The sequence below is a fragment of the Gordonia bronchialis DSM 43247 genome (assembly GCF_000024785.1).
Lineage (GTDB): Bacteria > Actinomycetota > Actinomycetes > Mycobacteriales > Mycobacteriaceae > Gordonia > Gordonia bronchialis.
Window position 1 is genome coordinate 3,651,168 of the sequence record NC_013441.1, and the last position, 21,797, is coordinate 3,672,964.

Below are 21,797 nucleotides of genomic sequence, written 5' to 3' on the forward strand. Positions count from 1 at the left end.
CCACCATCGGCTGCGCATCGCCAGCCCGGGCCTCCCTGTATTGGCAGTCGTTGCTCCCGCGCGTTGGTGCATTCTCGGCACATTGCGGGAATTCGAAAAGACTAAGACCAGGTCAGAAACAGTGTCTGACCTGGTCTTTCGATTGTGGAGGTAGCGCGACAGTGCTCGAACCTTGCCCCCTCCCTGCAACGGGCCACATCGTCCCACCGGATGATTCGACGTCGGCCCAGGTCAGCGGCGACTTCGCGGGAGTTCGCGCAGCGTCTGCCGTGCCCGGTACCGCGTCTCACGGAGGCGATGCTGGACGAGGCGGAGCGCCGTTACAGGTCCGGTGAGATCCTGCGGTTGATCGCGGGCGATCTGGGGGTGAACCGTCCTGGATCGGATAGAGACCTGGTTCAGGCCACCTCCGCCACGGAGGCGACGCTGTCACGATAGCGCGTCTCGTACTCGACGGGTGAGCAGTAGCCCAGCGAGGAGTGCAGCCTCTCGGCGTTGAACCAGTGCACGTAGGCGGCGGTCTCTCGTTCGACCTCGCCGCGGTCCTTCCAGGCGCGGCCGGTGTCGATCAGTTCGGTCTTGTACAAGCCGATCGCCGACTCCATGAGCGCGTTGTCGAGCGCATCGCCGACCGATCCTATGGATCCGGTGATGTTGGCCTCGGTCAGCGCAGCGGTGAATGCCAACGATGTGTACTGACTGCCCGCATCGCTGTGATGAACCAAACCGGTTGCGGTGAAGTCGAATCCGGATCGGCGGCGGGCGAACAACGCTTGCTCGACAACACTCGTCACCAACGGTGTGTGCTTGCTCGCCATGACTCGCCACCCGAGGATGCGTCGCGAAAACACATCCACGAGGAACGCGACGTAGACAAACCCCGCCAATGTCCACACATACGTGAAGTCGGCCACCCACCACTGATCCGGATGTGTCGGTGTATCCCATTGTCGTTCAACATGATCAGGGAATCGTGACGCCCTATCGTCTCGGTGGGTCGTGGTGGTGCGATGGCTGCCGCGTACAGCACCGGAGATGCCGCAGATCCCCATCAGCCGGCCGACCTGATCACGACCCATCACGTGACCGGCGCGCCACATCGTGTGATACATCTTGCGCACCCCGTACACACCGCGATTCTTCTCGAACTGCTGGTAGACGGCATGAGCGGCGTAGGCCTCCTCGAGCATCGCTGCCGAGACCAGGCCACGCTGCTTGTGGGCATAGTAGGTGGATGGGGCAATCTGCATTCCGTACTCGGTGAGTACCCGGCAGATCGGATCGACCCCGAACCTGTCCCTGTGATCGTCGATGTACTCGACGCTCAACGAAGTCGGCGGTCGATCTCCGCCGCGGCGAAAAACGCCGACGCCGTCTTCAAAATCTCATTGGCTCTGCGCAATTCGGAATTCTCACGACGCAGCTCACGCACCTGAGCATCCAACTCCCCACTGGTCGTACTCACCCCCGAGGAGACCACCGGCGTGTCCTTCTCGATCCAGTTACGCAGCGTCGCCTGATTGATATCGAGCATCTCGGCGACATGCCGGCGCGCCGCCGACTTCGACCCGCCCACCTCGCCGAGCCGATCCTGATACATCCGCACGGCACGCTCACGCGTCTCCTGGTCAAACTTCCGTGGTGCTCCCATAACAGCATTCTCCTGGTGAGATCACGGTCTCCACCAGACCCAGGACGGTTCATACTCTCGGCGTGTACCCCGGCCAGTCACCCGAGAGGCAGCACAATGATCAACCTCAATCTTGTCGACAAGTACCCGGTCGGCCCAGGCACCCGCGTCGGCGAGGACCCGTCGATCTGGAACCGAACATGGGCGGGATACGACCCACACGCCACCGACGCCGTGAACTTCGAACAGAACAGGGGCGTGTGGAAGATCGCGCACAGCAAGGGCAATCGCGAGCGGATAACGACGATGAGCCTGAGCCACGTCATCAAGATCATCGCCGAGGTCGACCACATCGAGGACATCCCCCTTCACGGCGGCGGAGTAAAGCAGGCAGTGGTCGCCGCGCGCGTCCGCGGCCCCGGCGATCCCGACTACGACCGCCTCATCGACACCACCATCGACCCCTTCCGCAACCCCGTGCGCTACCTGCCCGACGACGCTGCCGACTCAATCTGCCTGTGCGGCTGCGGAGCTGAGCTATCACGAGGGCGGCGCTGGGTGCCCGGTCACGATCAGCGCGCGCTCCATGATCGCGTCACCCAGGGATGGGGCTCAGTCGAGCGATTCATCCGGTGGTACGACGACGAACATCGGCGACCGTCCACCGTCCACTGACTTGAACTCGACCGGCCCGTCGGCACCTGACTGTGACTCATCCCACCGCTAGCGAGTCGACAACCCCGAATATGTCGGTACAGACCGCGACAATGTGGGGCATCATGGGGCAGACCACTCGCGGAAGTGAGGGCAGACGTTGGCTGGCGAGGGTGACATCACCGTGGACCTGGAGGGCGAAGCGCTCGACCCCCGGGCGGTCGCTGATGCCATCGAACAGATCGAGAGTCTCGTCGCCAGCATCAACGACGGTGACGACGCACGGCTGATACTCACCAACCTGCGGGGCGGAAGCGCCCACATATCGATGGTGGCCGCAGACTCGCCGCTGGACACGCTCGCCGACGGTATCGAGGAACTGCGCGGCGGCCCTGTGTCTCCGCGCGGCTGGACTCGCGACACCCTCCTCGCAACGGTGGGGCTGGCCAAGGTGTCCGCGCGGCGCGGCGTGGAGTCAATCAGCCTGCGCATCGGTGACGCGGTATCCGCCATCGACGGGGTAATCCAGTCGAACGCCGAGGCCGCGCTCGCACCCTCATCGCGCGGGCTGGGCTCTGTGCGCGGCCACCTGTACCGCTACACCAATGACCGGGGCCGACGCTCTGCCGGTCTACGACGGGCCGATACCGGCGAAGCAATCGATCTCCGGTTCGCTGCCGAGGACGCAGATCAGGTCCGTAAGCACCTGGAGCAGCAGGTCGAGGCATGGGGAGAGATCGCCCGCGACGCAACGGGCCATATCGCGTACGTGACCGTCGAGGGCATCGAGCCCGTCGCCGGTCCACATGAGCCCGCGCCGACGAGCGAGGGCCGAGGGCTGTTGGGAAGTGACTGGCTCGGCGGTGCCGATCCGGCCGAGTGGGTGAGGATGATGCGTGGCTGACAAATTGACGCGGGTCGCGGTCGATACCTCGGTGATCCTCGACTTCCTGATCGCAGACGACAGGGCGAAGGCCGACCGTGCCGAGCACCTGCTCAAAGGCCACAATGACCGCTACACCGTCCTGCTACCCGCCATCGTCATCGCCGAGATCGCCGGTGCGCCAACAGTTCGCGGTCACCACCTACCCAAGGACGACCGCAAGGAGCGGATCGCCAAGGCGCTCGGCTGGATCAGACGCTCGAACTTCATGGTCGCCGAGCTATCAGAGCGTACCGCCCGGCGGGCCGCCGAGATTGCCGTCGAGCACCAGCTCAAGGGGCCGGACGCCTCAGTTCTCGCCACAGCAGAGCAATGGGGCTGCACCCACCTCTACGCTAGCGACGGTGACCACACGAAGTGCGACGGGAAGTCTGGCTTCAAGATCAGCGAGCCCGACGACCCTCCACCACCCGAGCTGACCCTGGAGACCGAACTCCAGCGTCGGGCCGACGAGGGTCAGGACGACGACTGACCAACCCCCGAACACACGAAGACCCCCATGGCCTCATGGGGGTCTTCGCATCGCTGCTTCCGCACAGCACACCGGTGAGGAGTAATCACCTGTGCCCGAGTCTATCTCGGTTCGAACACTGTGGGTGGGCTCTCAGACCTCAGCGCCGAGCATCTTGATCAGCGCCGCCGTGGGCACACGGACCCGGCGCGAGCCGAGCTTGATCACCGGCAACCGGCCCTCACGGGCCATCTCGTACCCGTAGGCACGGCTCACCCCGAGGTAGGCGGCGGCCTGTCCGACACTGAGAGTCGGCGGCCCACTACGCAATTCGTCAATCGTCGCCGTGCTGATCTGTTCACCGTGTGCGGTCATGTACATAAGCGTGAGGGCTTGCTCGCGGAATGTCCAGGTTATAGAGTTCGCATTCATGAGCACTCACCGAGAACTCCCCCAGCGCGGCGACGTGGTGTCCGCGCACCGAGGCGACGACGGCCGCACCGAGATTCGGCTCCACGACCTCCCGTTCACCTTCCACGTGCAATCCGGCACCGACGCCGACGGCCCGTTCATCCGCGAGCTGACTGTGACCGCCGATGAGGGCGCGGCCGTGGACTATCACGCGCTGCGGACGATCCCGGCCCGTCGGCTGGCCTACACAGCGGTGCAGACCGCCGCCCGCGAGCTGCTGTGTGACCTGGGCGTGGAAGCCGTCGGCTACACCCTCGATGAGTCCGCCCGGCCCGACGACGCCGACCCGCGCGTGTGGGAGGTCTCCCAGCGCGCCCTGATCGCGGTGTCAAACGGGCTCCCGGTGCGCGCCACCGTCGCTGAGGAGATGCATCTGACCAAGGCGACCGTCGACCGGCTCATCAAGAAGGCCAAGGACGCCGGATACCTCGACGCCGCCGACCTCCCCAAACGCCCCCAGCCACGACAGAAGGACGCCACACGATGAGCACGGAGAGCACCCGCAAGCGCCGCGCCGAACCGATCAGCAAGCGCACCGCCTCCAACGGAGCCGTGTCGTATGAGTTCCGCGTCGATGTCGGCGCGAAGCCGGACGGCTCCCGCGACCGGCGACGGTTCACCTACCGGACGCTGGCCGAAGCGCGCCGTGAGTACCGCCGGATCACCACTGAGGTCGCGGCGGGCACCTACTCCAAGCCCACCACGATGACCGTCGATGAGGCGTGCGACGCGTGGCTGGCCGGTCGTCGTGGAGTCAGGCCGGTCACCCTGGAGGGCTACGCCACTAGCCTCAAGCCCGTGCGACGGTTCCTTGGCGGGAAGAAGGTCCAGGCGCTCACCAAGGACGACGGCGACGCGCTGGTGTCGTGGATGCTCACCGGCGGCCGACAGAGCGTGAAACACACTGTGCCGCATAGCCTTCCTAGCCGGATCGTCGCGTTGGTCGAGAAGCATCCCGAGGGCATCACCGCCGCACAGATCGCGGCGGCGTTCCCCGGTCAGGACACGGCCACACGGCTTTCCGATCTCGCCCAGCGAGGGCGTGTGATCCGGCTGCGCCGCGCGGTCTACGGACCCGCTGAACCTCATGAGACCAACGACGAACCGCGCGGCGGGGTCAAGCCGGTGACGGTCCGCTCGACGCTCACCGTGTTCACCATGGTCGTGAAGTCTTACGTCGATCAGGGTGTCCTGCCGCGCAACGTCATCGCGTTGGTGGAGCGGCCCGCCGACCCCATCGGAGAGACCGACGATGAGGTAGTCACGGCGAAGTCGTGGGCGCTGACCGACGCTGAGGCGTTCCGCGCCGCCGTCGCCAATCACCGCCTGTACGCCTGCTGGCTGCTCTCGATCTACGGCATGCGCCGATCCGAGGTCCTGGGCCTGAGGTGGTCGGCCATCGAGGGCGATGTCCTCCATATTCGGCGGGGCCGTGTGGCGCTGGATTCGGGCCGCACCGACGAAGGGCTGCCGAAGTCGCGCAGGTCACGCCGGGACCTCCCGTTGCCCGCCGATGTCGTCGCCGCCCTCCAGGCGCTCAAGCGTCGGCAGAAAGCTGAGGCGCTGGCGTTGGGCACCGGGTGGGACGAGGACCAACTCGTCGCCACGCGCGAGGACGGCGCGCCGGTCTCACCGGAGTGGTGGAGCGATGAGTTCCAGCGCATCCGCGAGCGGGCCGGTCTGCGGCGCATCCAGCTCAAGGGCCTACGCAACACCTCGGTGTCGCTGATGCTCGACCGTGGGCTCCCGGTCCACGTCGTCGCCGCGTGGCACGGTCACTCACCGGCGATGAGTCTGGCCGTCTACGCCGACGCGAAGGCCGACGAGTTGCGCGCCGCCGGTGGTTCACTGTTCGGATGAGCAAGCACCCCAACGGCGGCGACCTGCCGTTTGAGATCGACCTCTCGCTGTTCTCGGGCTGGGTCCGATTCAGTGAACTGCCGAGCACCGACGTACCCCGTGGGCCAGGCGTCTATGTCGTGGTGCGGCCCACCGACACACCCCCTCAGTTCCTCGATGTGTCACCGGCAGGCCACTTCAAAGGCATCGACCGCACCGAGCCCGTCGCCGCCCTCCAGGATCGCTGGGTACCGGAGAGCCGTGTGATTTACATCGGCAAAGCCAACGCCGGAAAGACCGGGCGTCGCGGACTCCATGTGCGCCTGAGCGAGTACCGCCGATATGGGGCCGGTGAGCCCGTGGCGCACACCGGTGGCCGCCGTGTCTGGCAACTCGCCGATCACGCCGACCTTCTCGTCGGCTGGCGCGAAACATCGGACGCCGACGCCGCGCCGACCGAGAGCGCCATGATCGCCGCGTTCCGTGACCACCACGGCCGTCTGCCCTTCGCCAACGGGCGGCTCTGAGGCCCACTGTCGGGCCACTGAAACTCCTTGGCCCGCTGTTGGCCCACTGAGGCTCTGAGGCGGGCTACCCCGGGAACAACAAACCCCCTCCGACGCAGGTCGGAGGGGGTTTCTTCTTGTGGAGCTAAGGGGACTCGAACCCCTGACCCCCACACTGCCAGTGTGGTGCGCTACCAGCTGCGCCATAGCCCCGTATGCGGTTATCGAGTGCCGGTGACCGGCGCTCCGCCCTCAAGAAGGGCACTGGCGAAATTACACCATCGCAGCGATGGCAACCAAATCCCCAGAGCGGGCCGCAACCATGTTCGATGTCAGGAGTTGTTCGACCCGGTGATGTCGGTCAGCCAATTGGTGTTCGACGTGTCGACGGGTTTGCCGTCGTGCAGGACCGCCGGGGTGCCGGTCTGATCGCCGAGCACGGTGTGCAGCTGATTCCACGACTCCTCGCCCTTGGCGTGCGCTTCGTCGACCTTGGCGCCGTCGGCGATGCACTTGGTGGTGGCGGCGTCGGCGCCCTGCTCACCGGCAATGCGGGCGAGATCGGCGTTGCTGAGGTCGCTGCCCCCATTTTCCTTGGGCTGGACGGCGTAGATCGCCTCGAGGAACTTCCCGAACACCTGCGAGTTGCCGGTGGCGGCGACGCAGGTCAGGGCACCGCCGGCGCGTGACGAGTAGTTGCCCGACGCCGACGCCTCGTCGAGGAAGTGCAGCGAGTGGTAGCGGACACGCAGCTTGCCGTCGGTGATCGCCGTGCTGATCTGCGGACCGTAGGCCTTCTCGAACTGGGCGCAGTACGGGCAGAGTGGGTCGATGAAGATGTCGATGGTCGGCGCCGACTCCGGACCGGCGATCATGGTGGCGTTCGCGGCGAGCGCGGCCTGGTCGGCATCGCCCTTGTCGCGCTGGCTCCAGTACACACCGAAGATGACGAGCGCCGCGACCACCAGGATCGCGAGGCCACCGAGGATGTAGGTCGTCCGGCTCGAGTTGGCACTCGGCTGGTACTTCGACTTCGTCGTCTTGGGCACCGACGCCCCGGATTTCCGCTTGTCGCTCACTCACTACCTCGCTCTGACGACCCGATTCCGATGTCACGACACCGGCCCGTGTGGCCACGAGCCGGATAACCCGACTCTAACGCTCATGCTTAGGAAAACTCTGGGGACACGGGTCATGCCCGGGTGCACCGACGCCGGCGCCGGTGGGCAAGAATGTTCCGATGGGCTGGGGAACGACGATGCTGCGCCGCGCCATGACATCGACGGTGCTGATCGTCAGCCTGGTGGCCGTCGCCGCCTGCACCGTGGACGGGACACTTGTGCCGGTCGGTGCTGACGCAACCCAGCAGCCACAGGTGCCCGAGACCGCTGCCGCCGCGGCGACAGCGCCCGGCGCCCGCACGCTCATGGCACGTATTCGCGCGGCCGATCCCTGTCTCGGGTTGGACCAGACCTACCCTCGACGGTTCGGCAGCGTCGTCCGCGAGACGCAGCAGAAGGCTCAAGGATCTCACGGCCTGTCAGGTGGTTGCTTCCAACGATCCGGGGACACCGCAGGTGCGGTTCCGGGTGACCTTGGGTACCGACCTGGCGGTGCAGGACCGCGTCGGGATGATCACGGAGCGGGTGGGCTCGCACACGGTCTTCCGCGAGCCTCGACAGAACCCCGAATCCAATTCGTGCGCATATCGAATCCGTTCGAGGACAGCGGTTTCGGTGCAACAGTGGAGGTCACCAGGTTCATCGAGGGACGCGGCTCCGATCAGGCGGCGTGGCCACAGTCGTGCGCAAGCCTGAAGGAGTACCTGGGGATCACGGCGGACAAGATCGTCGCGCTGACGCCGCGGGGCGCCGTCCCGCCACCGCCGTCGTTGCTGGGTCGCGATCCCCGTGCGGACCTGGTCCTATCTGCGGTGAAAGCGAACTTCAACGGTTGGCGAATCCTTCCTGTCGCCTACTACCCCTACTCGTGCTACGTCACCGCGATGCGCACACCGACCCTCGGCGTGACCACCCGGCTGGCCTTCGAGCGAGACGCCGAGCAAGTCGGCGATTCCCGTGAGCGAGACCAGGTCGCCGGCCTACCCGCCCAGTTCTATGAGTCCACTCAGAGATGTTCGGTGGTCGTGCTGTTCCGCCGCGCGACCAACCCTGCGGCCTGGGATGCCCACAACATCTCGGTGGAGCTCGGCGACCCCCGGCCAGGTGGCGAGCCCGCTCTGGACCTCGATGCCGCCGACCTGCCGGACTACTGCGCACCGGTACGTGATATCGCGACGGCACAGGTGTTCTCGCTGCGGTGATGCCACGCACCTGAGGCGGGCAGTAGTACGATCACCACGTGAGCGAACCGGTGCCGCACCCCGAGCAGGTCAGCCACACCCACGCCGACGTCGCCGGCGGCCGAGTGCGCGCGGCGACCTTCGGCGCGATGGACGGTCTCGTCACCAACATCAGCCTCGTCGCGGGTGTCGGCGGTGCGGGTGCCGGCGCGCACACCATCATCCTGTCGGGCGTCGCAGGCCTCATCGCCGGTGCGTTCTCGATGGCACTCGGCGAGTTCACCTCGGTGTCGACGCAGAACGAGCAAGTCGACGCAGAGGTCAAGGTGGAGCGCGCCGAGTTCACCCTGCACCCACAGACAGAGCTCGACGAACTGATCGACGAGTTCGTGGGCATGGGGATGTCGGAGCCGACCGCGGCCGCGGCAGCCCGGGAGATCCACCGCGACATCGACCGTGCCGTCGAATTCCACATCACCCAGGAACTCGGCGTCGACCCGACCGATCAGCCATCCCCGTGGGTCGCCGCGTCGTCGTCGTTCGTGATGTTCTCCATCGGCGCGATCGTCCCGCTGATCCCCTACCTGCTGGGATTCTCCTCGCTGGCCGCCGGACTACTCGTGGGTGCCGTTGGCCTGCTCATCGCGGGCGGGCTGGCCGCACGCGTCACCGCCCACCCGGTCTGGCGGGGAGCGTTGCGGCAGTTGGCCTTCGGCGTGATCGCTGCCGGCGCAACCTATCTCGTCGGACTCGCGATCGGCGTGCCCAGCGCCGGCTGACCGACCTCAGCCGCCCAGTGCCGCGTCGACCACCTGCTGCGCCTCGGTCTGCACCTGCGCGAGATGCTCTGCGCCCTTGAATGATTCGGCGTAGATCTTGTACACATCCTCGGTTCCCGACGGCCGCGCCGCGAACCACGCGTTCTCGGTGGTGACCTTGAGACCCCCGATTGGTGCGCCGTTTCCGGGCGCCTCGGTCATGATGGCGGTGATCGGCTCGCCGGCGAGTTCGGTCGCGCTCACCTGCGACGCCGACAACTTGGCCAGCACCGCCTTCTGCTCCCGCGACGCGGGGGCGTCGACGCGCGCATAGGCGCTCTCGCCGTACCGCTCGGCCAGTTCCCGATACCGCTCCGACGGCGTCTTCCCGGTCACCGCAAGGATTTCCGACGCGAGCAGCGCCAAGATGATGCCGTCCTTGTCGGTCGTCCACGGACTGCCGTCGAACATCAGGAACGATGCCCCGGCGCTCTCCTCACCACCGAACGCGATACTGCCGTCGAGCAGACCGTCGACGAACCACTTGAAGCCAACCGGCACCTCCAGGAGCCGGCGGCCGATGCCTGCGACCACTCTGTCGATCAACGACGACGAGACCAGCGTCTTGCCGACGGCCGCGCTCTCCGCCCAGCCGGGCCGGTGCGTGAACAGATAGTCGATCGCCACGGCGAGATAGTGATTCGGGTTCATCAGGCCGCCGTCGGGAGTGACGATGCCATGGCGGTCGGAGTCGGCGTCGTTGCCGGTGGCGATGTCGTAATGCTCGCGCGCGGAGATCAGGGAGGCCATCGCGTTCGGCGAGGAGCAGTCCATCCGGATCTTGCCGTCGGTGTCGAGGGTCATGAACGAGAACGTCGGGTCGACCGTAGGATTCACCACCGTCAGGTTTTCCAGGTTGTAGCGGAAACCGATGCCGGCCCAGTACCCCACCGACGCACCACCGAGCGGATCGGCACCGATGTGGATGCCCGCCTCCCGAATCACATTGAGGTCGACCACCTCACCGAGGCCGTCGCAGTAGTTCATCATGAACGAGAAGTCATGCACGTAATCCCCGGAACGGGCCTGCTCGAACGGGATTCGACGCACATCGGCCAGTTTGTTCGCCAGGATCTCATTGGCGCGCGCGGCCACCACCGACGTGATGGACGTATCAGCCGGACCACCACTGGGCGGGTTGTACTTGAACCCACCGTCGCGCGGCGGGTTGTGCGACGGCGTCACGACGATGCCGTCGGCCAGCACACCGGGGTTGTCGCGGTTGAACGTCAAGATCGCGCGGCTGACCGCGGGGGTCGGCGTGAACGAGTCCCCCTCGGCGGTGTAGGTGCTGATCTCGTTGGCGGCCAACACCTCGAGCGCGGTGCGCCACGCCGGGATGGAGAGCGCGTGGGTGTCGAAACCGATGAACAGGGGCCCGGTGATCCCGGCGCCACGCCGATATTCGACGATCGCCTGCGTCGTCGCGAGGATGTGCGCCTCGTTGAACGCGTTGTCCAGGCTCGACCCGCGATGCCCCGACGTCCCGAACAGCACCTGCTGAAGCGGATCCGAGGGGTCGGGCACGTTGTCGTAGTAGGCGCGCTCGATCGCGGCCACATCGATGAGGTCTTCGGGCAGTGCCGGAGTGCCGGCTCGTGGATGCGCCATGGTTGGGATTCTGCCACCGATCGGTCCATCCGCCCGGTCTCTCGGCACGAACACTTCGTGTGAACCCACTCGCGATGCCTGGTCCCGGCCCCGCCCGCACCGGCCAGTACCCTGGGCAACCATGCTGAAGAAGGCTCCCGGTTCTCCCCGGCTGATCGTCCTGGTCGCGCCCGGCGGCACCGATCGCAGCTATCGCCCCTTCAGCCCCTGGCAGAGCTCGGCGCTGCGGATGTACCCGTTCACCTGGTCCATCCGGCTCCGATTCGGCCGGGCGGTGCTCGTCCGGCAACTGCAGTACCGGGTGTACGGCTGGAACGGCGGACAGGCCAGTCCGATGCCGTACGCCCGCGCGGCGCTCGACGAGGTGACTGCCGCACACCCCGGCGTCCCGGTGGTCGTCATCGGCCATTCGATGGGCGGTCGAGTGGCAGCCCATCTCGCCGCCGACCGACGGGTCATCGGCGTACTCGGACTGGCGCCGTGGTGGCAGTACGCGGACTGGCGGTTCATCAACCCGGCGGCGCAGGTACTGGCCGTACACGGCGACGCCGACGAACGTACCTTCGACCGTCGCACCCGCAAGGGGATCGACGAACTGCGGGCACGTGGCTCGCGGGCCGAATTCATCCCGGTCCCCGGCGGCGGCCACTCGATGCTGGATCACATCACGTTATGGCACGGTGCCGCACTGGATTTCGTCGGCGACATCCTGTCGGAGCTGCGCTAAGTCCTGTCACGCCTTCAGGTCACGACGTGGCGCGCCGGACAGCTCGTCGACGAACTCCGGATAGAACTCGACATAGCGCTCACCGCTGAGCACGTAGACCGGGTCGTCGCCGGTGCCGGTGAACGATGCGCGCCGTAGGTCGGCCCGCATGTTCTTGAAGGTCGACGTGTGATCGATCTGATCGACGATCCGCACGAACAGCGGAACGGCGTAGGCGGGCAGCCCGTCACGCACGTGGGCGGCGAAGCCCACCGGATCAAACCCCGCGCCGTCGATGAGGCTGATCGCGGCCATCCCGGCTTTGCCGTCCACGCCGGGCACCGGCACCCCGAAGACCACGGCCTCGGCCACCGACGGGTCGGCGTCGAGCACCGCCTCCACCTCCGTGGTGGCAACGTTCTCGCCCTTCCAGCGGAAGGTGTCCCCGATCCGGTCCACGAAACCGATGTGCGAGAAGCCCTGATCGCGGACCACGTCGCCGCTGTTGAACCACCGGTCGCCCTTCTTGCGGGCGTCGGTGATGATCTTCTTCTTCGACGCCTCCGGATCGGTATAGCCGTCGAAGGGAAGCCGCTTGTTGATCTCAGCGATCAGCAGCCCGGTTCCGTGCCTGCCCACCGGGATGACCCGCCCGTCCGGGCCGCGCAGGGGTTCACCGGTCTCCTCGTCGTATTCCACGATCGCGTACTTGAGTGGTGAGAAACCCGCGGTCTTGCGGAGGCCGAAGACGTTGATGAAACCGATGTTGGCTTCGCTGGCGGCATACAGTTCGACGATCCGCTCGATCCCGAAGCGCTCGGCGAACTCGTCCCAGATGTCGGGGCGCAGGCCGTTACCGACGGCAATGCGCACCCGATGCGCGCGGTCGCTCGGCTTGGGTGGCTGCGCCAGCAGGTAGCGGCACAACTCACCGATGTAGCAGAAGGCGGAGGCGTCGTTCTCGATGATCTCGTCGAAGAACGTCGACGCCGAGAAGTGGCGTCCGATGGCCAGACACGCACCGGACACCACCACCGACGACACCGAGATGGTGAGTGCGTTGTTGTGGTAGAAGGGCAGCGCCGTGTACATGACGTCGTCCGAACGCAGCCGGATTCCGAACCCGCCGATGCCGCCCATCGCGGCGAGCCAGCGATAGTGACTCATCTTGCTGGCCTTGGGATATCCGGTGGTACCGGAGGTGAAGATGTAGAACGCGGTGTCGCCGATCGGAATCGAGTCCGTCGCCCGCGGATTCGCCGGCGAACAGGTGGCCGACCGCCGGTGCAGTTCGGCGAACTCGATCTCGATGGCCGGTCGCGCGGCGTCGGGCACCGAGTCGAGGGCCTCGAGCAGATCATCCTGGTAGATCACGACTTTGGCGTCGATGAGCCCGAGGCTGTGCTCGAGCACCGCACCGCGCTGATGGAAGTTCAGCATCCCGGCGATCGCACCGATCTTGACGATGGCCAGCATCGAGATCACCACGTCGGGGTGGTTACGCGCCAGGACGGCGACCACGTCACCGCGCGAAACACCTTCGCGGATGAGGAGATCGGCGATCCGATTGGCCTGGGCGTTGGCCTCCCGATAGGTGATCGAGGTTCCTTCGAAGCGCAGGAAGTCGCGGTTCGGGTACTTCTCGACGGTCTGGACGAATCGTTTGCCGATGGACATCTTCGCGGTCGGTGGCTTCGGGATCATCGACGGAGCCGCCCGCAGGATGGTGCCGAGATCACTGCGCAACGACGCCACACCGCAGATCATGTCCTTGAGCCCGATGTCCGGCAGGATCCCGGTGGTGGTCGGTGCGGTGCCTGGCATGCAGTCCCCCTCGTTGCCGGTGATCGACCTGGTGGCAGGCGATCGGCTGCGCCGTGTCTCGGTCAGCGTGTGATCGACGATACTGATCTGCACTCTCGTCTCATCGTCGGGATCACTTCCCGGGGATCGGCGCGACTCCCCCACTGATGTCGCTGATCCGCCCGCCCTGCTTCTCGATGGTGATCGGGTACAGGGCGGTGGTCTTCACCCCGTCGGGCGACTTGCCCGAGCAGATCACGCAACGCGGGTTCACTGCTGGCGAACTGATTCGCGAGACGGTCGTTGACCCGGTCCATCCCCTCCGCGGGACAGCATGCCACGCTTTTCCAAAACTGTGTTCATTTTCAGAATCCTCCGCCGACGCGCGTTGCGGAGTGGCTTCGCGGCCCCGATTTCGACAGACTGAACCAATGGTCGACACGACACAATCGGGGACGACGGGCGCCCGGACCCCTACTCCGCCGGGCCCGTTGGACGGGGTGAGGGTCCTGGAACTGGGCACGCTGATCGCCGGTCCGCACGCCGCGCGACTACTGGGCGACATGGGTGCCGACGTCATCAAGATCGAACCGCCGGGCCGTCCGGACCCCATCCGCACCTGGGGACAGGCCGAGGTGGACGGGCACCGCTTCTACTGGACGGTGCACGGGCGCAACAAGCGGGCGATCACCCTCGACCTCCGCAGCGAGCGCGGTCGGGACCTGTTCCTGCGGCTCGCCGACGGTGCCGACATCATCGTCGAGAACTTCCGTCCGGGCACCCTCGAACGCCTCGGGATCGGCCCTGAGATCCTCTCGGCCCGCAACCCCGGCATCGTCGTCGTACGGGTCTCCGGATATGGGCAGTACGGACCCGATTCCACTCGTGCCGGCTACGCGTCCGTCGCCGAGGCGGCCAGCGGACTGCGTCACCTCAACGGGTATCCGGGTCAACTGCCACCCCGGCTCGCGCTATCGCTGGGCGACACCCTGGCCGGCATGTTCGCCGCGCAGGGCGCACTGGCCGCGCTGTATCGGCGCACCGTCACCGGCAAGGGACAGGTGGTGGACACCTCACTGCTGGAATCCTGTGTCGCGGTACAGGAATCAGCCATCGCCGACTACGACATGGGCGGCGTGGTGCGCGGCCCGTCGGGTACCCGACTCGACGGGATCGCGCCGTCGAATCTGTATCCCACCAAAGACGGCACGCACGTGATCATCGCCGCCAATCAGGACACCGTCTTCGCGCGGCTCTGCGCCGCCATGGGCACACCGGAACTCGCCACCGACCCGCGGTTCGCCGATCACGCCGCCCGCGGCATCAATCAGGACGAACTCGACGCGCTCATCGGCAACTGGTCGTCGCAGCACAGCGCCGACGAGCTGACCGACACCCTGCAGGCGGCCGGCGTCGTGGTGGGGCCGGTCAACACCGTCGCCGAGGTCGTCGACGACCCGCATCTACGCGCCCGGGGCATGATCGCCGAGCATTTCGACGAACGCATCGGCCGCACCGTCCTCGGGCCCGGCGTGGTGCCGCAGTTCAGTGAGACCCCCGGCGGCATCCGCAATGCCGGTCCGCCCGCGCCCGGGTCCGACAACGCAGCGGTCTACGGTGAGCTTCTCGGACTGTCCGACAACGAGCTCGACGAGCTCACGCAGGCCGGGGTCATCTGACATGGTCGCCACACCCAAGGGACGCCGCACCGAGGCCGCGTTCCATCAGGCAGCCCGACAAGTGTTCGCGGAAAAGGGATTTCTGAATGCGAAGATCTCCGACATCGCCGCCGTCGCCGGCCGCTCGGCGGGCTCGTTCTACAACTATTACGACAACAAACAACAGCTACTCGAGGCGCTGCTCGAAACCTTCAACACCGACGTCCTCGAGGGCACTCGCGAACGCCTCACCACCGATCCCCGCCAGAACGTCGAAGCCGCCGTGCGCGTCTACTTCGAGATGTACCGCAAGTACCTGCCGGAGATGATCGGCGTCTTCCAGCTGTCAATGACCGACGAGCAGTTCGCTGCTTGGTGGCGTCAGCGCCGCGCCGACGGCATCGACGCGGTTCTGAAGGTGGTCCGGTCCGTCGAGAAGCAGGGCGTGGCAGTTGATCTGGACCACGGCGTCTTCGCGTCGGCCATCGTGTCGATGATGGAGTCGTTCTGCTGGACCTGGTATGCGGCCGGCGGCGACCCCGGTATCGACACCCACGACGACGAGGTCGCCATCGCCACGCTGTCCGAGATCTTCCGGCGGGCGATGTACAACGGGCAGTGAGCGCCCCACCCATGCTGGTCGAGCCGCCCACCCCATATGCTGGTCTAGCCGCCCACCCCAATGCTGGTTGAGCCGCCCACCCCAATGCTGGTTGAGCCGCGACGGACGAGCTCGCGAGTCCGCCGCGTGTCGAAACCACCGGCGAGACAACAATGTTCGCAGCCACCCACGGTCGGCCTCACCGCCACGACTCCTCCGCCACACGCAAGAAGTTGCCGCCCAACACCTTCCGGATATCCTCATCACCCCATCCACGTCCGGCGAGATGCACTCCCAGGGTCACGAAGACCTCCGGCTCCATCCACCGGATCGGGCCCCATCGCGTGTACGACTCGTCGAAGGCATCGGGATTGGCGGCAACCTCGGCGTAGAAATCGTCCTGGTCGAACGAGTGGTCGGAGCTGACACCGACGTGCTCGATACCGACCACATCGACGGCGTACTCCAGATGCCGGGTCATCGCGTCGAGGGTCGGTGTGTTGGGACCCAGGAAGATTCCGACACCGGTGATGCCGACGACCCCACCGGTCTCCGCACACGCACGCGCCTTGTCGTCGGAGATGTTGCGCGGATGCTCCCACACCGCACGCATACACGAGTGACTGTAGATGACCGGCGCAGTGGAGATCTCACACATGTCGAGTCCGGTGCGAGCGCTGCAGTGTGAGCCGTCGGGCACCATCCCGACGCTGTTCATCTCGGCGACAAGTCTTCTCCCCCACGCGGTCAATCCGGTGTCGTCGGCGTCGAGGCACCCGCACCCGGCGGCGTTCGCGTGGTTGTAGGACGGAAGCATCGTGCGCACGCCGAGGTCGTAGAAGCGGCGCACGTTGTCGAGGTCGCCGTCGAGTGGGCCGCTGTCCTCGAGATCGAAGGCGACGGCGAGCTCACCGCGGTCGGTCGCTGCCACCACGTCCTCGGCCGTCGAGACCAGACGAGTTGCCTCCAGCCGCTCGATCCCACCCCGGAACGCATCGAGGAGTGCGAGCGAATCGGCAAGGGACTGGGGTGAATACCCGACGTTGACCGAGACATACGTACCCGCACCGTGACGGAAGCGATTCAGCACGGCGACGTCTGCGTCGGGCTGAAGCGGCAGACACGCGTGTTGGTCCCAGACCCGCGGCGCGGTGGACCGTCCGTCGACGCGTGAAGTCGTCACGTCGACGAGCGTACGCAAAACGGCTCGCGTACCACGGCGACCCGACGATAGGGTCGCGCAGATGAACTCGCCACTCCGCGCGGACGCCCTGCGAACAGTTCTGCCCGGCAGTATCGTCACCCGCTGCACCGACGACGACGTCCCCGAACTCGTCGTCGTGCAACGGTGTTGCTGGGTGTCGGAAGCCATTGCCAACGACACCCTCGACATCCCGCCGTTGCACGAGACCGCGGCGCAGGTGGTCGCACGAGTGGGAGACATACGTGGTTCGCCTCGGACCGCGTCTGGTGGGCGCCTTTCGCTACCGCGTGGACGGCACGCGATGCGACATCGGCCGACTGATGGTGGTCCCCGATCTCGCCGGTCGTGGCATCGGCACCGCCATGCTCCGGGCTATCGAGGATGCGGCGGCGCCGAGTGCCTCCTCATTCGCGATGTTCACCGGTGCACGGTCGACGCGCAATATCCGCACCTATGAACGCGCGGGCTACGCGGTGACTCGCAGAGAACGCGGTCTGGTGTTCCTCACGAAGAACCGGCCCCTGGACGAGGTGTGATTTTGGGGGTGCCCTGGGGTGGGGCATCGCGCTGAGAGCGATGGCCCTTCATCTCAAGACCCCCAAATTCGCATTCGTCCGGAGAGACCGGCACGCGAGACCAGAAAGGCCCGCCGCCTGAGTAGATCAGGGGGCGGGCCTGTCGTGGAGCTGCCGGGAATTGAACCCGGGTCCTGTGTCGAGTCAGTAGGGCTTCTCCGTGTGCAGTCCGCTATGTCTCTACTTGGATCTCCCGGTCACGCGAACAAGCCGAGATGACGATCCCAGTCGCTGTTTGCTGTCCCGTGTCCGTCCGCGACCGGCGAACACGGTGAGTTCCCTGAGATGATGCCGGCATCCGGGTTCGGGAACACAACCCGGGCCGACAGACTAGCCGTCGCTGATCAGGCAGCGAGGGCGTAGTCGCGCTGATTGGAATCGGCGCTTAATTGGTTGCCGCGACGCTTAACGGTGGTCTCCAGCCTGCACCGACACGCTTCCCCTACCTCGGCGCACACAGTCGAAACCGATCAGCCCCTTGGTAGTACCCGCCAAAACCCGATGGGTGTCGAACTTCGGCGAGCACTTCAGTCTAACAACGGGTGCAACCGGATTTGTTCCGGTGTTCACCCAGCCGTCAGCAGCGCCGTGTCATGGGCAGCGACCAAGACCGAGACCCACCCGTCGGTGGTCGAAACCGCCCGCCCCGACCACGCGTCGGTGAACGTCGTCGACTCCGGCAGATCCAGGTCAGAGAGGCGGACCGCCATGGTGCGCGGATGACTGTCGCGGTTGGTCAGGCTGACCGCGACGCCGTGCCGCAGGCCGCGCTGCCAGATTTCCGGGTTGTCGTCCACCGGTCGCCCGGCACGAACGTCGGCATCCTGGTCGAGAGCGATCACCGCCGCCGACCGCAGGGTGCGCAGCGTGTCCGGGCTCATGGTCGTCAGGTCGCATGACGCGATGAGCGGCGCGGCCAGCATCGCCCACATCGCCATCTGGGTTCGTCCCATCGCCGGCGTCAGGTTCCCCAGACCTACGACGAGCGCATCAGGGTCGAGGAACGCACCGGGTTGCACCCGGTCGGTAAGCGGTGCCGCGGCATCGATCTCGTCGACGACGCCCCGCTGACCGGCCGGACCGGCGCCGGTCTGCCAGGACGCGATGACATTGTTCGACAGCCGCGTCATCGTCGCCACGCCGCCCCAGTCGTACATCGCGCCGGGCACCGCACCGTCGGTGATCCCGCTGTTGGGGTTGATGTTGTAGACGATCGGCCGGCCGACCGACCGCAGTGCGTCGCGCATCGCTGTGAATGCCGTCAGCTGCCGATCGTGGTCGGCATCGGTGGCGCACCAGTCGTACTTCAGATAGTCGACACCCCATTCGGCGAAGGTGCGCGCGTCGATCTGTTCGTGGCCCTCGCTGCCGGTGCTCCCGGCCCGGTTGCCCAGCAACTGCGCACACGTCTGAGTGGCGGCACCGGCGTAGATCCCGAACTTCAGGCCACGTTGATGCAGGTAGCGTCCCATCGCAGCCATTCCCGACGGGAACGTGACCGGGTCGGCGACCAGGCGCCCCTGCCCGTCACGGGTCGTCGCCGACCAGCAGTCGTCGATCACCACATAGCGGTATCCGGCGTCACGCAGACCGCTGGAGACGAGGGCGTCGGCCTGGGCGTGCACGTCGGCTTCGGTGACGCCACAACCGAAGGTGTTCCAGCTGTTCCATCCCATCGGCGCAACATCGGGCAGCCCGCCGATCGCCGGTGCGTCACCGCCGAGACGCGACGTGGGTTCACCGCAGCCCGCGACCACCACGACCGCGACCACCACGAACAGGGCGACCGCGACCAGCCGGGACCACAACCGCCGAAGCAGGAGTCACATCCCCTTGACCCGACGACCGAGTTCGCGTTCCACCTCGCGTTGCGCCGTCCGGCGGGCGATGTCCTGGCGTTTGTCGTGGGCCTGCTTACCGCGGGCGAGCGCCAACTCCACCTTGACGCGACCGTCGTTGAAGTACATCGACAGCGGCACCAGCGTCAGATTCCCGTCGCGGATCTTGCCGATGAGGGTGTCGATCTCGCGACGATGCATCAGCAGCTTCCGCTTGCGCCGCACTGTGTGGTTGGTCCACGACCCGTTGCCGTACTCCGGGATGTGCAGCGCATGCAGCCACACCTCGCCGTCGTCGATGGTCGCGAAGGCATCCACCAACGACGCCTTTCCGGCCCGCAGGCTCTTCACCTCGGTCCCGACCAGCGCGATACCCGCCTCGAAGGTGTCCAGGATCGCGTAATCGTGCCGCGCCTTGCGATTGGTCGCAATCGCGGTGCGTCCCTTTTCTTTCGGCACGTCGCGCTCCTCTCTGGTCTGGTTACTCGCGGACGTAGACACGCAGCGTGACATATGCGGTCACGCCTGCCAACAGGATTCCGCCCAGCACCAGCCACGGCGACACGAACAGCACGTCGGTGTTCTCGATGCGGGACAAGAAGCTCACACCGTACAGTTCCCGCAGCGCATTGTCGAAGAAGAATTTCTTGGCCGCGAACAGCCCGCCGATGGCGAGCAGCGAACCGATGAACGCTGCCACCACCGCCTCGAGCAGGAACGGTAGCTGCGTGTACCAGCGGGTGGCGCCGACCAACCGCATGATCGACACCTCCGTGCGTCTCGTGAAGGCGGCCACCTGCACGGTGTTCACGATGAGCAGTATCGCCGCGATCGCCAGCACCAGCGCCACGGCGAAGGTCGCGTTGCGGGCACCGTCGAGCACGCTGAAGATGCGTTCGACCAGCTTGCGGTCGTCGCGGAAGGATTCCACGCCGAGGTCGACGCGACCCTGGAACTCGCTGGCCACCGAGTTGAATTGACTCGGGTCCGATACCCGCACCCGCATCGACGCGGGCAACGATCCCTCGCGGATGCTGTCGGAGAAGTCGGTGTTCTTGAATATCTCCTTGGCACGTTTGTACGCCTCGTCGCGGTCGATGTAGGTCACCGACGTCACGCCCGGGTCCTTCTCCAGCTCGCTGCGCAGCGTGGCGCACGGCGCCTGCTGGCACAGCGGATCCCGGTCCGTCACGGCGTCGTTGATGTAGAACTCCATCTCGACGCGGTCCAGGAAGATCTTCTGGCTCTTGTCGGCCATCTGGATCACCAGCAGACCACCGCCGAACATGCCGAGGGTGATCGCGGTCGTCAGGATCATCGCGATCGTCATCGTGAGGTTGCGACGCAACCCGTTGAGGACCTCGCTGATGATGAAATTGGCTCGCATGCTCGGTGGGGAGTCCTTCTGATCGTGGATGCGGTCGGGACTGCGGTGACGGGGGCCGGATCAGCCGATCCCGTACACACCCTGGGGGTCGTTGCGGACCAGCCGACCGTTGTCGAATTCCAGGACGCGCCGGCGCATCGCGTCGACGATGTGCCGGTCGTGAGTGGCCATCACCACCGTCGTCCCGCGACGGTTCACCCGGTCGAGGACGTCGACGATCTCCTCGCTGGTCTCCGGGTCGAGGTTGCCGGTGGGCTCGTCGGCCAACAGCACGAGCGGACGGTTGACGATGGCGCGGGCGATCGCCACCCGCTGCATCTCACCGCCGGACAGCTCGTAGGGCATCCGGTCGTGTTTGCCTTCGAGGCCGACGTATTCGAGGACCTCGGGAACCACCCGCTTGACCGTCGACTGCGGCCGGCCGATCACCTCGAGCGCGAAGGCGACGTTGTCGGCGACGGTCTTCTGCTGCAGCAGCCGGAAGTCCTGGAACACGCAGCCGATCGACTGGCGCAACTTGGGCACCATGCGGCCGCGCAACCGGTTGACGTGGAATTCGCCCAGGTGGACCTCGCCGGCGGTGGGCTTGTCCTCCTTGAGCAGCAGACGGAAGAACGTCGACTTACCCGATCCGGATGGCCCGATCAGGAAGGCGAACTCCCCCTTGTCGACCTGGAGGCTCAGGTCTTTCAGCGCAGGCCGACTGGAGGCCTTGTACTGCATCGTGACGTTCTCCAGCGTGATCACGAGAAGCCAGTGTAACCACGGCGCCTGAGAGCTCCGCTCAGGTGCACCTCGGC

At 66.1% G+C, this 21,797-nt stretch carries 23 protein-coding genes, 1 tRNA gene, 1 other RNA gene and 1 other annotated feature; of the genes, 12 read left to right on the top strand and 13 right to left on the bottom strand.

What is annotated here, in order from left to right; translation table 11 throughout:
- Positions 1 to 398 precede the first annotated feature (398 nt).
- A protein-coding gene (locus GBRO_RS17065; RefSeq protein WP_085950374.1) for an IS3 family transposase occupies positions 399 to 1,651 on the bottom strand; the annotation gives its coding sequence in 2 pieces (ribosomal slippage) (positions 399 to 1,357 and positions 1,357 to 1,651; 1,254 coding nt in all).
- Positions 1,236 to 1,367: a sequence feature (AL1L pseudoknot), on the bottom strand. Its footprint overlaps the gene before it by 132 nt.
- 96 nt (positions 1,652 to 1,747) lie before the next feature.
- Here GBRO_RS17065 and GBRO_RS17075 point away from each other — a divergent pair.
- From GBRO_RS17075 to GBRO_RS17085, 3 genes are all read left to right on the top strand, one after another.
- On the top strand, positions 1,748 to 2,305 hold the full coding sequence (locus tag GBRO_RS17075; RefSeq protein WP_012835141.1) for a hypothetical protein: 558 nt from the start codon (positions 1,748 to 1,750) through the stop codon (positions 2,303 to 2,305).
- Positions 2,306 to 2,444: 139 nt separating this feature from the next.
- Positions 2,445 to 3,188, top strand: a complete 744-nt coding sequence (locus tag GBRO_RS17080) for a hypothetical protein (RefSeq protein WP_012835142.1) — start codon at positions 2,445 to 2,447, stop codon at positions 3,186 to 3,188.
- Complete coding sequence (locus tag GBRO_RS17085) at positions 3,181 to 3,699, top strand: type II toxin-antitoxin system VapC family toxin (protein ID WP_012835143.1); 519 nt, start codon at positions 3,181 to 3,183, stop codon at positions 3,697 to 3,699. The genes GBRO_RS17080 and GBRO_RS17085 overlap by 8 nt, the downstream gene beginning before the upstream one ends.
- Positions 3,700 to 3,831: 132 nt before the next feature.
- Here GBRO_RS17085 and GBRO_RS17090 read toward each other — a convergent pair whose 3' ends face one another.
- Positions 3,832 to 4,053 carry a helix-turn-helix domain-containing protein gene (locus GBRO_RS17090; protein WP_115311834.1) on the bottom strand — a complete coding sequence of 74 codons (222 nt, stop codon included), beginning with the start codon at positions 4,051 to 4,053 and terminating at the stop codon, positions 3,832 to 3,834.
- Positions 4,054 to 4,108: 55 nt separating this feature from the next.
- Between GBRO_RS17090 and GBRO_RS17095 the strand changes: the two genes are divergently transcribed.
- Genes GBRO_RS17095 through GBRO_RS17105 form a run of 3 tightly spaced genes read left to right on the top strand, consistent with a single transcriptional unit; the run spans position 4,109 to position 6,515 of the window.
- Positions 4,109 to 4,636 (top strand): hypothetical protein, encoded by a 528-nt coding sequence (locus GBRO_RS17095; protein WP_012835145.1) that lies wholly within the window; start codon positions 4,109 to 4,111, stop codon positions 4,634 to 4,636.
- The gene (locus GBRO_RS17100; protein WP_012835146.1) at positions 4,633 to 6,009 is read left to right on the top strand and encodes a site-specific integrase; all 1,377 of its coding nucleotides are present in this window, start codon (positions 4,633 to 4,635) and stop codon (positions 6,007 to 6,009) included. Before GBRO_RS17095 ends, GBRO_RS17100 begins: the two co-directional genes overlap by 4 nt.
- Complete coding sequence (locus GBRO_RS17105) at positions 6,006 to 6,515, top strand: hypothetical protein (RefSeq protein WP_012835147.1); 510 nt, start codon at positions 6,006 to 6,008, stop codon at positions 6,513 to 6,515. Before GBRO_RS17100 ends, GBRO_RS17105 begins: the two co-directional genes overlap by 4 nt.
- 119 nt (positions 6,516 to 6,634) lie before the next feature.
- Here GBRO_RS17105 and GBRO_RS17110 read toward each other — a convergent pair.
- Positions 6,635 to 6,707 (bottom strand) — tRNA-Ala (locus GBRO_RS17110).
- A 119-nt stretch (positions 6,708 to 6,826) separates the two neighbouring features.
- Entirely contained in the window at positions 6,827 to 7,573 is a 747-nt protein-coding gene (locus GBRO_RS17115) for a DsbA family protein (RefSeq protein WP_012835148.1), read from the bottom strand.
- A gap of 620 nt (positions 7,574 to 8,193) precedes the next feature.
- Between GBRO_RS17115 and GBRO_RS26010 the strand changes: the two genes are divergently transcribed.
- Together GBRO_RS26010 and GBRO_RS17125 are read left to right on the top strand one after the other, a co-directional pair.
- Entirely contained in the window at positions 8,194 to 8,817 is a 624-nt protein-coding gene (locus GBRO_RS26010; RefSeq protein ID WP_147290662.1) for a hypothetical protein, read from the top strand.
- 38 nt (positions 8,818 to 8,855) lie between these two features.
- On the top strand, positions 8,856 to 9,575 hold the full coding sequence (locus GBRO_RS17125; protein WP_041919959.1) for a VIT1/CCC1 transporter family protein: 720 nt from the start codon (positions 8,856 to 8,858) through the stop codon (positions 9,573 to 9,575).
- A gap of 6 nt (positions 9,576 to 9,581) precedes the next feature.
- Here the strand turns inward: GBRO_RS17125 and pgm are convergent, their stop codons facing one another.
- Complete coding sequence (gene pgm / locus GBRO_RS17130; protein WP_012835151.1) at positions 9,582 to 11,225, bottom strand: phosphoglucomutase (alpha-D-glucose-1,6-bisphosphate-dependent); 1,644 nt, start codon at positions 11,223 to 11,225, stop codon at positions 9,582 to 9,584.
- Between the two features lie 121 nt (positions 11,226 to 11,346).
- On the opposite strand from pgm, the gene GBRO_RS17135 reads away from it, so the two are divergent.
- The gene (locus GBRO_RS17135; protein ID WP_012835152.1) at positions 11,347 to 11,952 is read left to right on the top strand and encodes an alpha/beta hydrolase; all 606 of its coding nucleotides are present in this window, start codon (positions 11,347 to 11,349) and stop codon (positions 11,950 to 11,952) included.
- A gap of 6 nt (positions 11,953 to 11,958) precedes the next feature.
- Here the strand turns inward: GBRO_RS17135 and GBRO_RS17140 are convergent, their stop codons facing one another.
- Both GBRO_RS17140 and GBRO_RS26375 read right to left on the bottom strand, forming a co-directional pair.
- On the bottom strand, positions 11,959 to 13,755 hold the full coding sequence (locus tag GBRO_RS17140; RefSeq protein ID WP_012835153.1) for a long-chain-acyl-CoA synthetase: 1,797 nt from the start codon (positions 13,753 to 13,755) through the stop codon (positions 11,959 to 11,961).
- 112 nt (positions 13,756 to 13,867) lie between these two features.
- The gene (locus tag GBRO_RS26375; RefSeq protein WP_169309847.1) at positions 13,868 to 14,008 is read right to left on the bottom strand and encodes a hypothetical protein; all 141 of its coding nucleotides are present in this window, start codon (positions 14,006 to 14,008) and stop codon (positions 13,868 to 13,870) included.
- A gap of 157 nt (positions 14,009 to 14,165) precedes the next feature.
- Between GBRO_RS26375 and GBRO_RS17145 the strand changes: the two genes are divergently transcribed.
- Together GBRO_RS17145 and GBRO_RS17150 are read left to right on the top strand one after the other, a co-directional pair.
- Positions 14,166 to 15,413, top strand: a complete 1,248-nt coding sequence (locus GBRO_RS17145; protein WP_012835155.1) for a CaiB/BaiF CoA transferase family protein — start codon at positions 14,166 to 14,168, stop codon at positions 15,411 to 15,413.
- A gap of 1 nt (position 15,414) precedes the next feature.
- Positions 15,415 to 16,014: a TetR/AcrR family transcriptional regulator gene (locus GBRO_RS17150; RefSeq protein WP_012835156.1), complete on the top strand. Its 600-nt coding sequence runs from the start codon at positions 15,415 to 15,417 to the stop codon at positions 16,012 to 16,014.
- A 178-nt stretch (positions 16,015 to 16,192) separates the two neighbouring features.
- Here the strand turns inward: GBRO_RS17150 and GBRO_RS17155 are convergent, their stop codons facing one another.
- Positions 16,193 to 17,176, bottom strand: coding sequence for a dipeptidase (locus tag GBRO_RS17155; RefSeq protein ID WP_052298425.1), 984 nt, complete (start codon positions 17,174 to 17,176; stop codon positions 16,193 to 16,195).
- A 263-nt stretch (positions 17,177 to 17,439) separates the two neighbouring features.
- Here GBRO_RS17155 and GBRO_RS27100 point away from each other — a divergent pair, with 263 nt between their 5' ends.
- Entirely contained in the window at positions 17,440 to 17,733 is a 294-nt protein-coding gene (locus tag GBRO_RS27100; protein ID WP_052298294.1) for a GNAT family N-acetyltransferase, read from the top strand.
- Between the two features lie 142 nt (positions 17,734 to 17,875).
- Here GBRO_RS27100 and ssrA read toward each other — a convergent pair.
- The 5 genes from ssrA to ftsE form a co-directional block, all read right to left on the bottom strand.
- Positions 17,876 to 18,250: a transfer-messenger RNA gene (ssrA, locus tag GBRO_RS25410) on the bottom strand.
- Between the two features lie 88 nt (positions 18,251 to 18,338).
- On the bottom strand, positions 18,339 to 19,580 hold the full coding sequence (locus tag GBRO_RS17165) for a glycoside hydrolase family 27 protein (RefSeq protein WP_012835158.1): 1,242 nt from the start codon (positions 19,578 to 19,580) through the stop codon (positions 18,339 to 18,341).
- A gap of 15 nt (positions 19,581 to 19,595) precedes the next feature.
- Complete coding sequence (smpB, locus tag GBRO_RS17170) at positions 19,596 to 20,069, bottom strand: SsrA-binding protein SmpB (protein ID WP_012835159.1); 474 nt, start codon at positions 20,067 to 20,069, stop codon at positions 19,596 to 19,598.
- 22 nt (positions 20,070 to 20,091) lie between these two features.
- Positions 20,092 to 20,997, bottom strand: coding sequence for a permease-like cell division protein FtsX (gene ftsX / locus GBRO_RS17175; protein ID WP_012835160.1), 906 nt, complete (start codon positions 20,995 to 20,997; stop codon positions 20,092 to 20,094).
- Positions 20,998 to 21,057: 60 nt separating this feature from the next.
- Positions 21,058 to 21,744: a cell division ATP-binding protein FtsE gene (ftsE, locus tag GBRO_RS17180; RefSeq protein WP_041919960.1), complete on the bottom strand. Its 687-nt coding sequence runs from the start codon at positions 21,742 to 21,744 to the stop codon at positions 21,058 to 21,060.
- Between the last annotated feature and the right edge of the window lie 53 nt (positions 21,745 to 21,797).

What these genes read in the sequence shown, in the direction of transcription:
- GBRO_RS17095 (WP_012835145.1), top strand. Translation starts at nt 4,109, where the DNA reads ATGAGCACTCACCGAGAACTCCCCCAGCGCGGCGACGTGGTGTCCGCG.
- GBRO_RS17145 (WP_012835155.1), top strand. Translation starts at nt 14,166, where the DNA reads ATGGTCGACACGACACAATCGGGGACGACGGGCGCCCGGACCCCTACT.
- GBRO_RS17135 (WP_012835152.1), top strand. Translation starts at nt 11,347, where the DNA reads ATGCTGAAGAAGGCTCCCGGTTCTCCCCGGCTGATCGTCCTGGTCGCG.
- GBRO_RS17140 (WP_012835153.1), bottom strand. Translation starts at nt 13,755, where the DNA reads ATGCCAGGCACCGCACCGACCACCACCGGGATCCTGCCGGACATCGGG.
- GBRO_RS17150 (WP_012835156.1), top strand. Translation starts at nt 15,415, where the DNA reads ATGGTCGCCACACCCAAGGGACGCCGCACCGAGGCCGCGTTCCATCAG.
- GBRO_RS17075 (WP_012835141.1), top strand. Translation starts at nt 1,748, where the DNA reads ATGATCAACCTCAATCTTGTCGACAAGTACCCGGTCGGCCCAGGCACC.
- ftsX (WP_012835160.1), bottom strand. Translation starts at nt 20,997, where the DNA reads ATGCGAGCCAATTTCATCATCAGCGAGGTCCTCAACGGGTTGCGTCGC.
- GBRO_RS17100 (WP_012835146.1), top strand. Translation starts at nt 4,633, where the DNA reads ATGAGCACGGAGAGCACCCGCAAGCGCCGCGCCGAACCGATCAGCAAG.
- pgm (WP_012835151.1), bottom strand. Translation starts at nt 11,225, where the DNA reads ATGGCGCATCCACGAGCCGGCACTCCGGCACTGCCCGAAGACCTCATC.
- GBRO_RS17105 (WP_012835147.1), top strand. Translation starts at nt 6,006, where the DNA reads ATGAGCAAGCACCCCAACGGCGGCGACCTGCCGTTTGAGATCGACCTC.
- GBRO_RS17090 (WP_115311834.1), bottom strand. Translation starts at nt 4,053, where the DNA reads ATGACCGCACACGGTGAACAGATCAGCACGGCGACGATTGACGAATTG.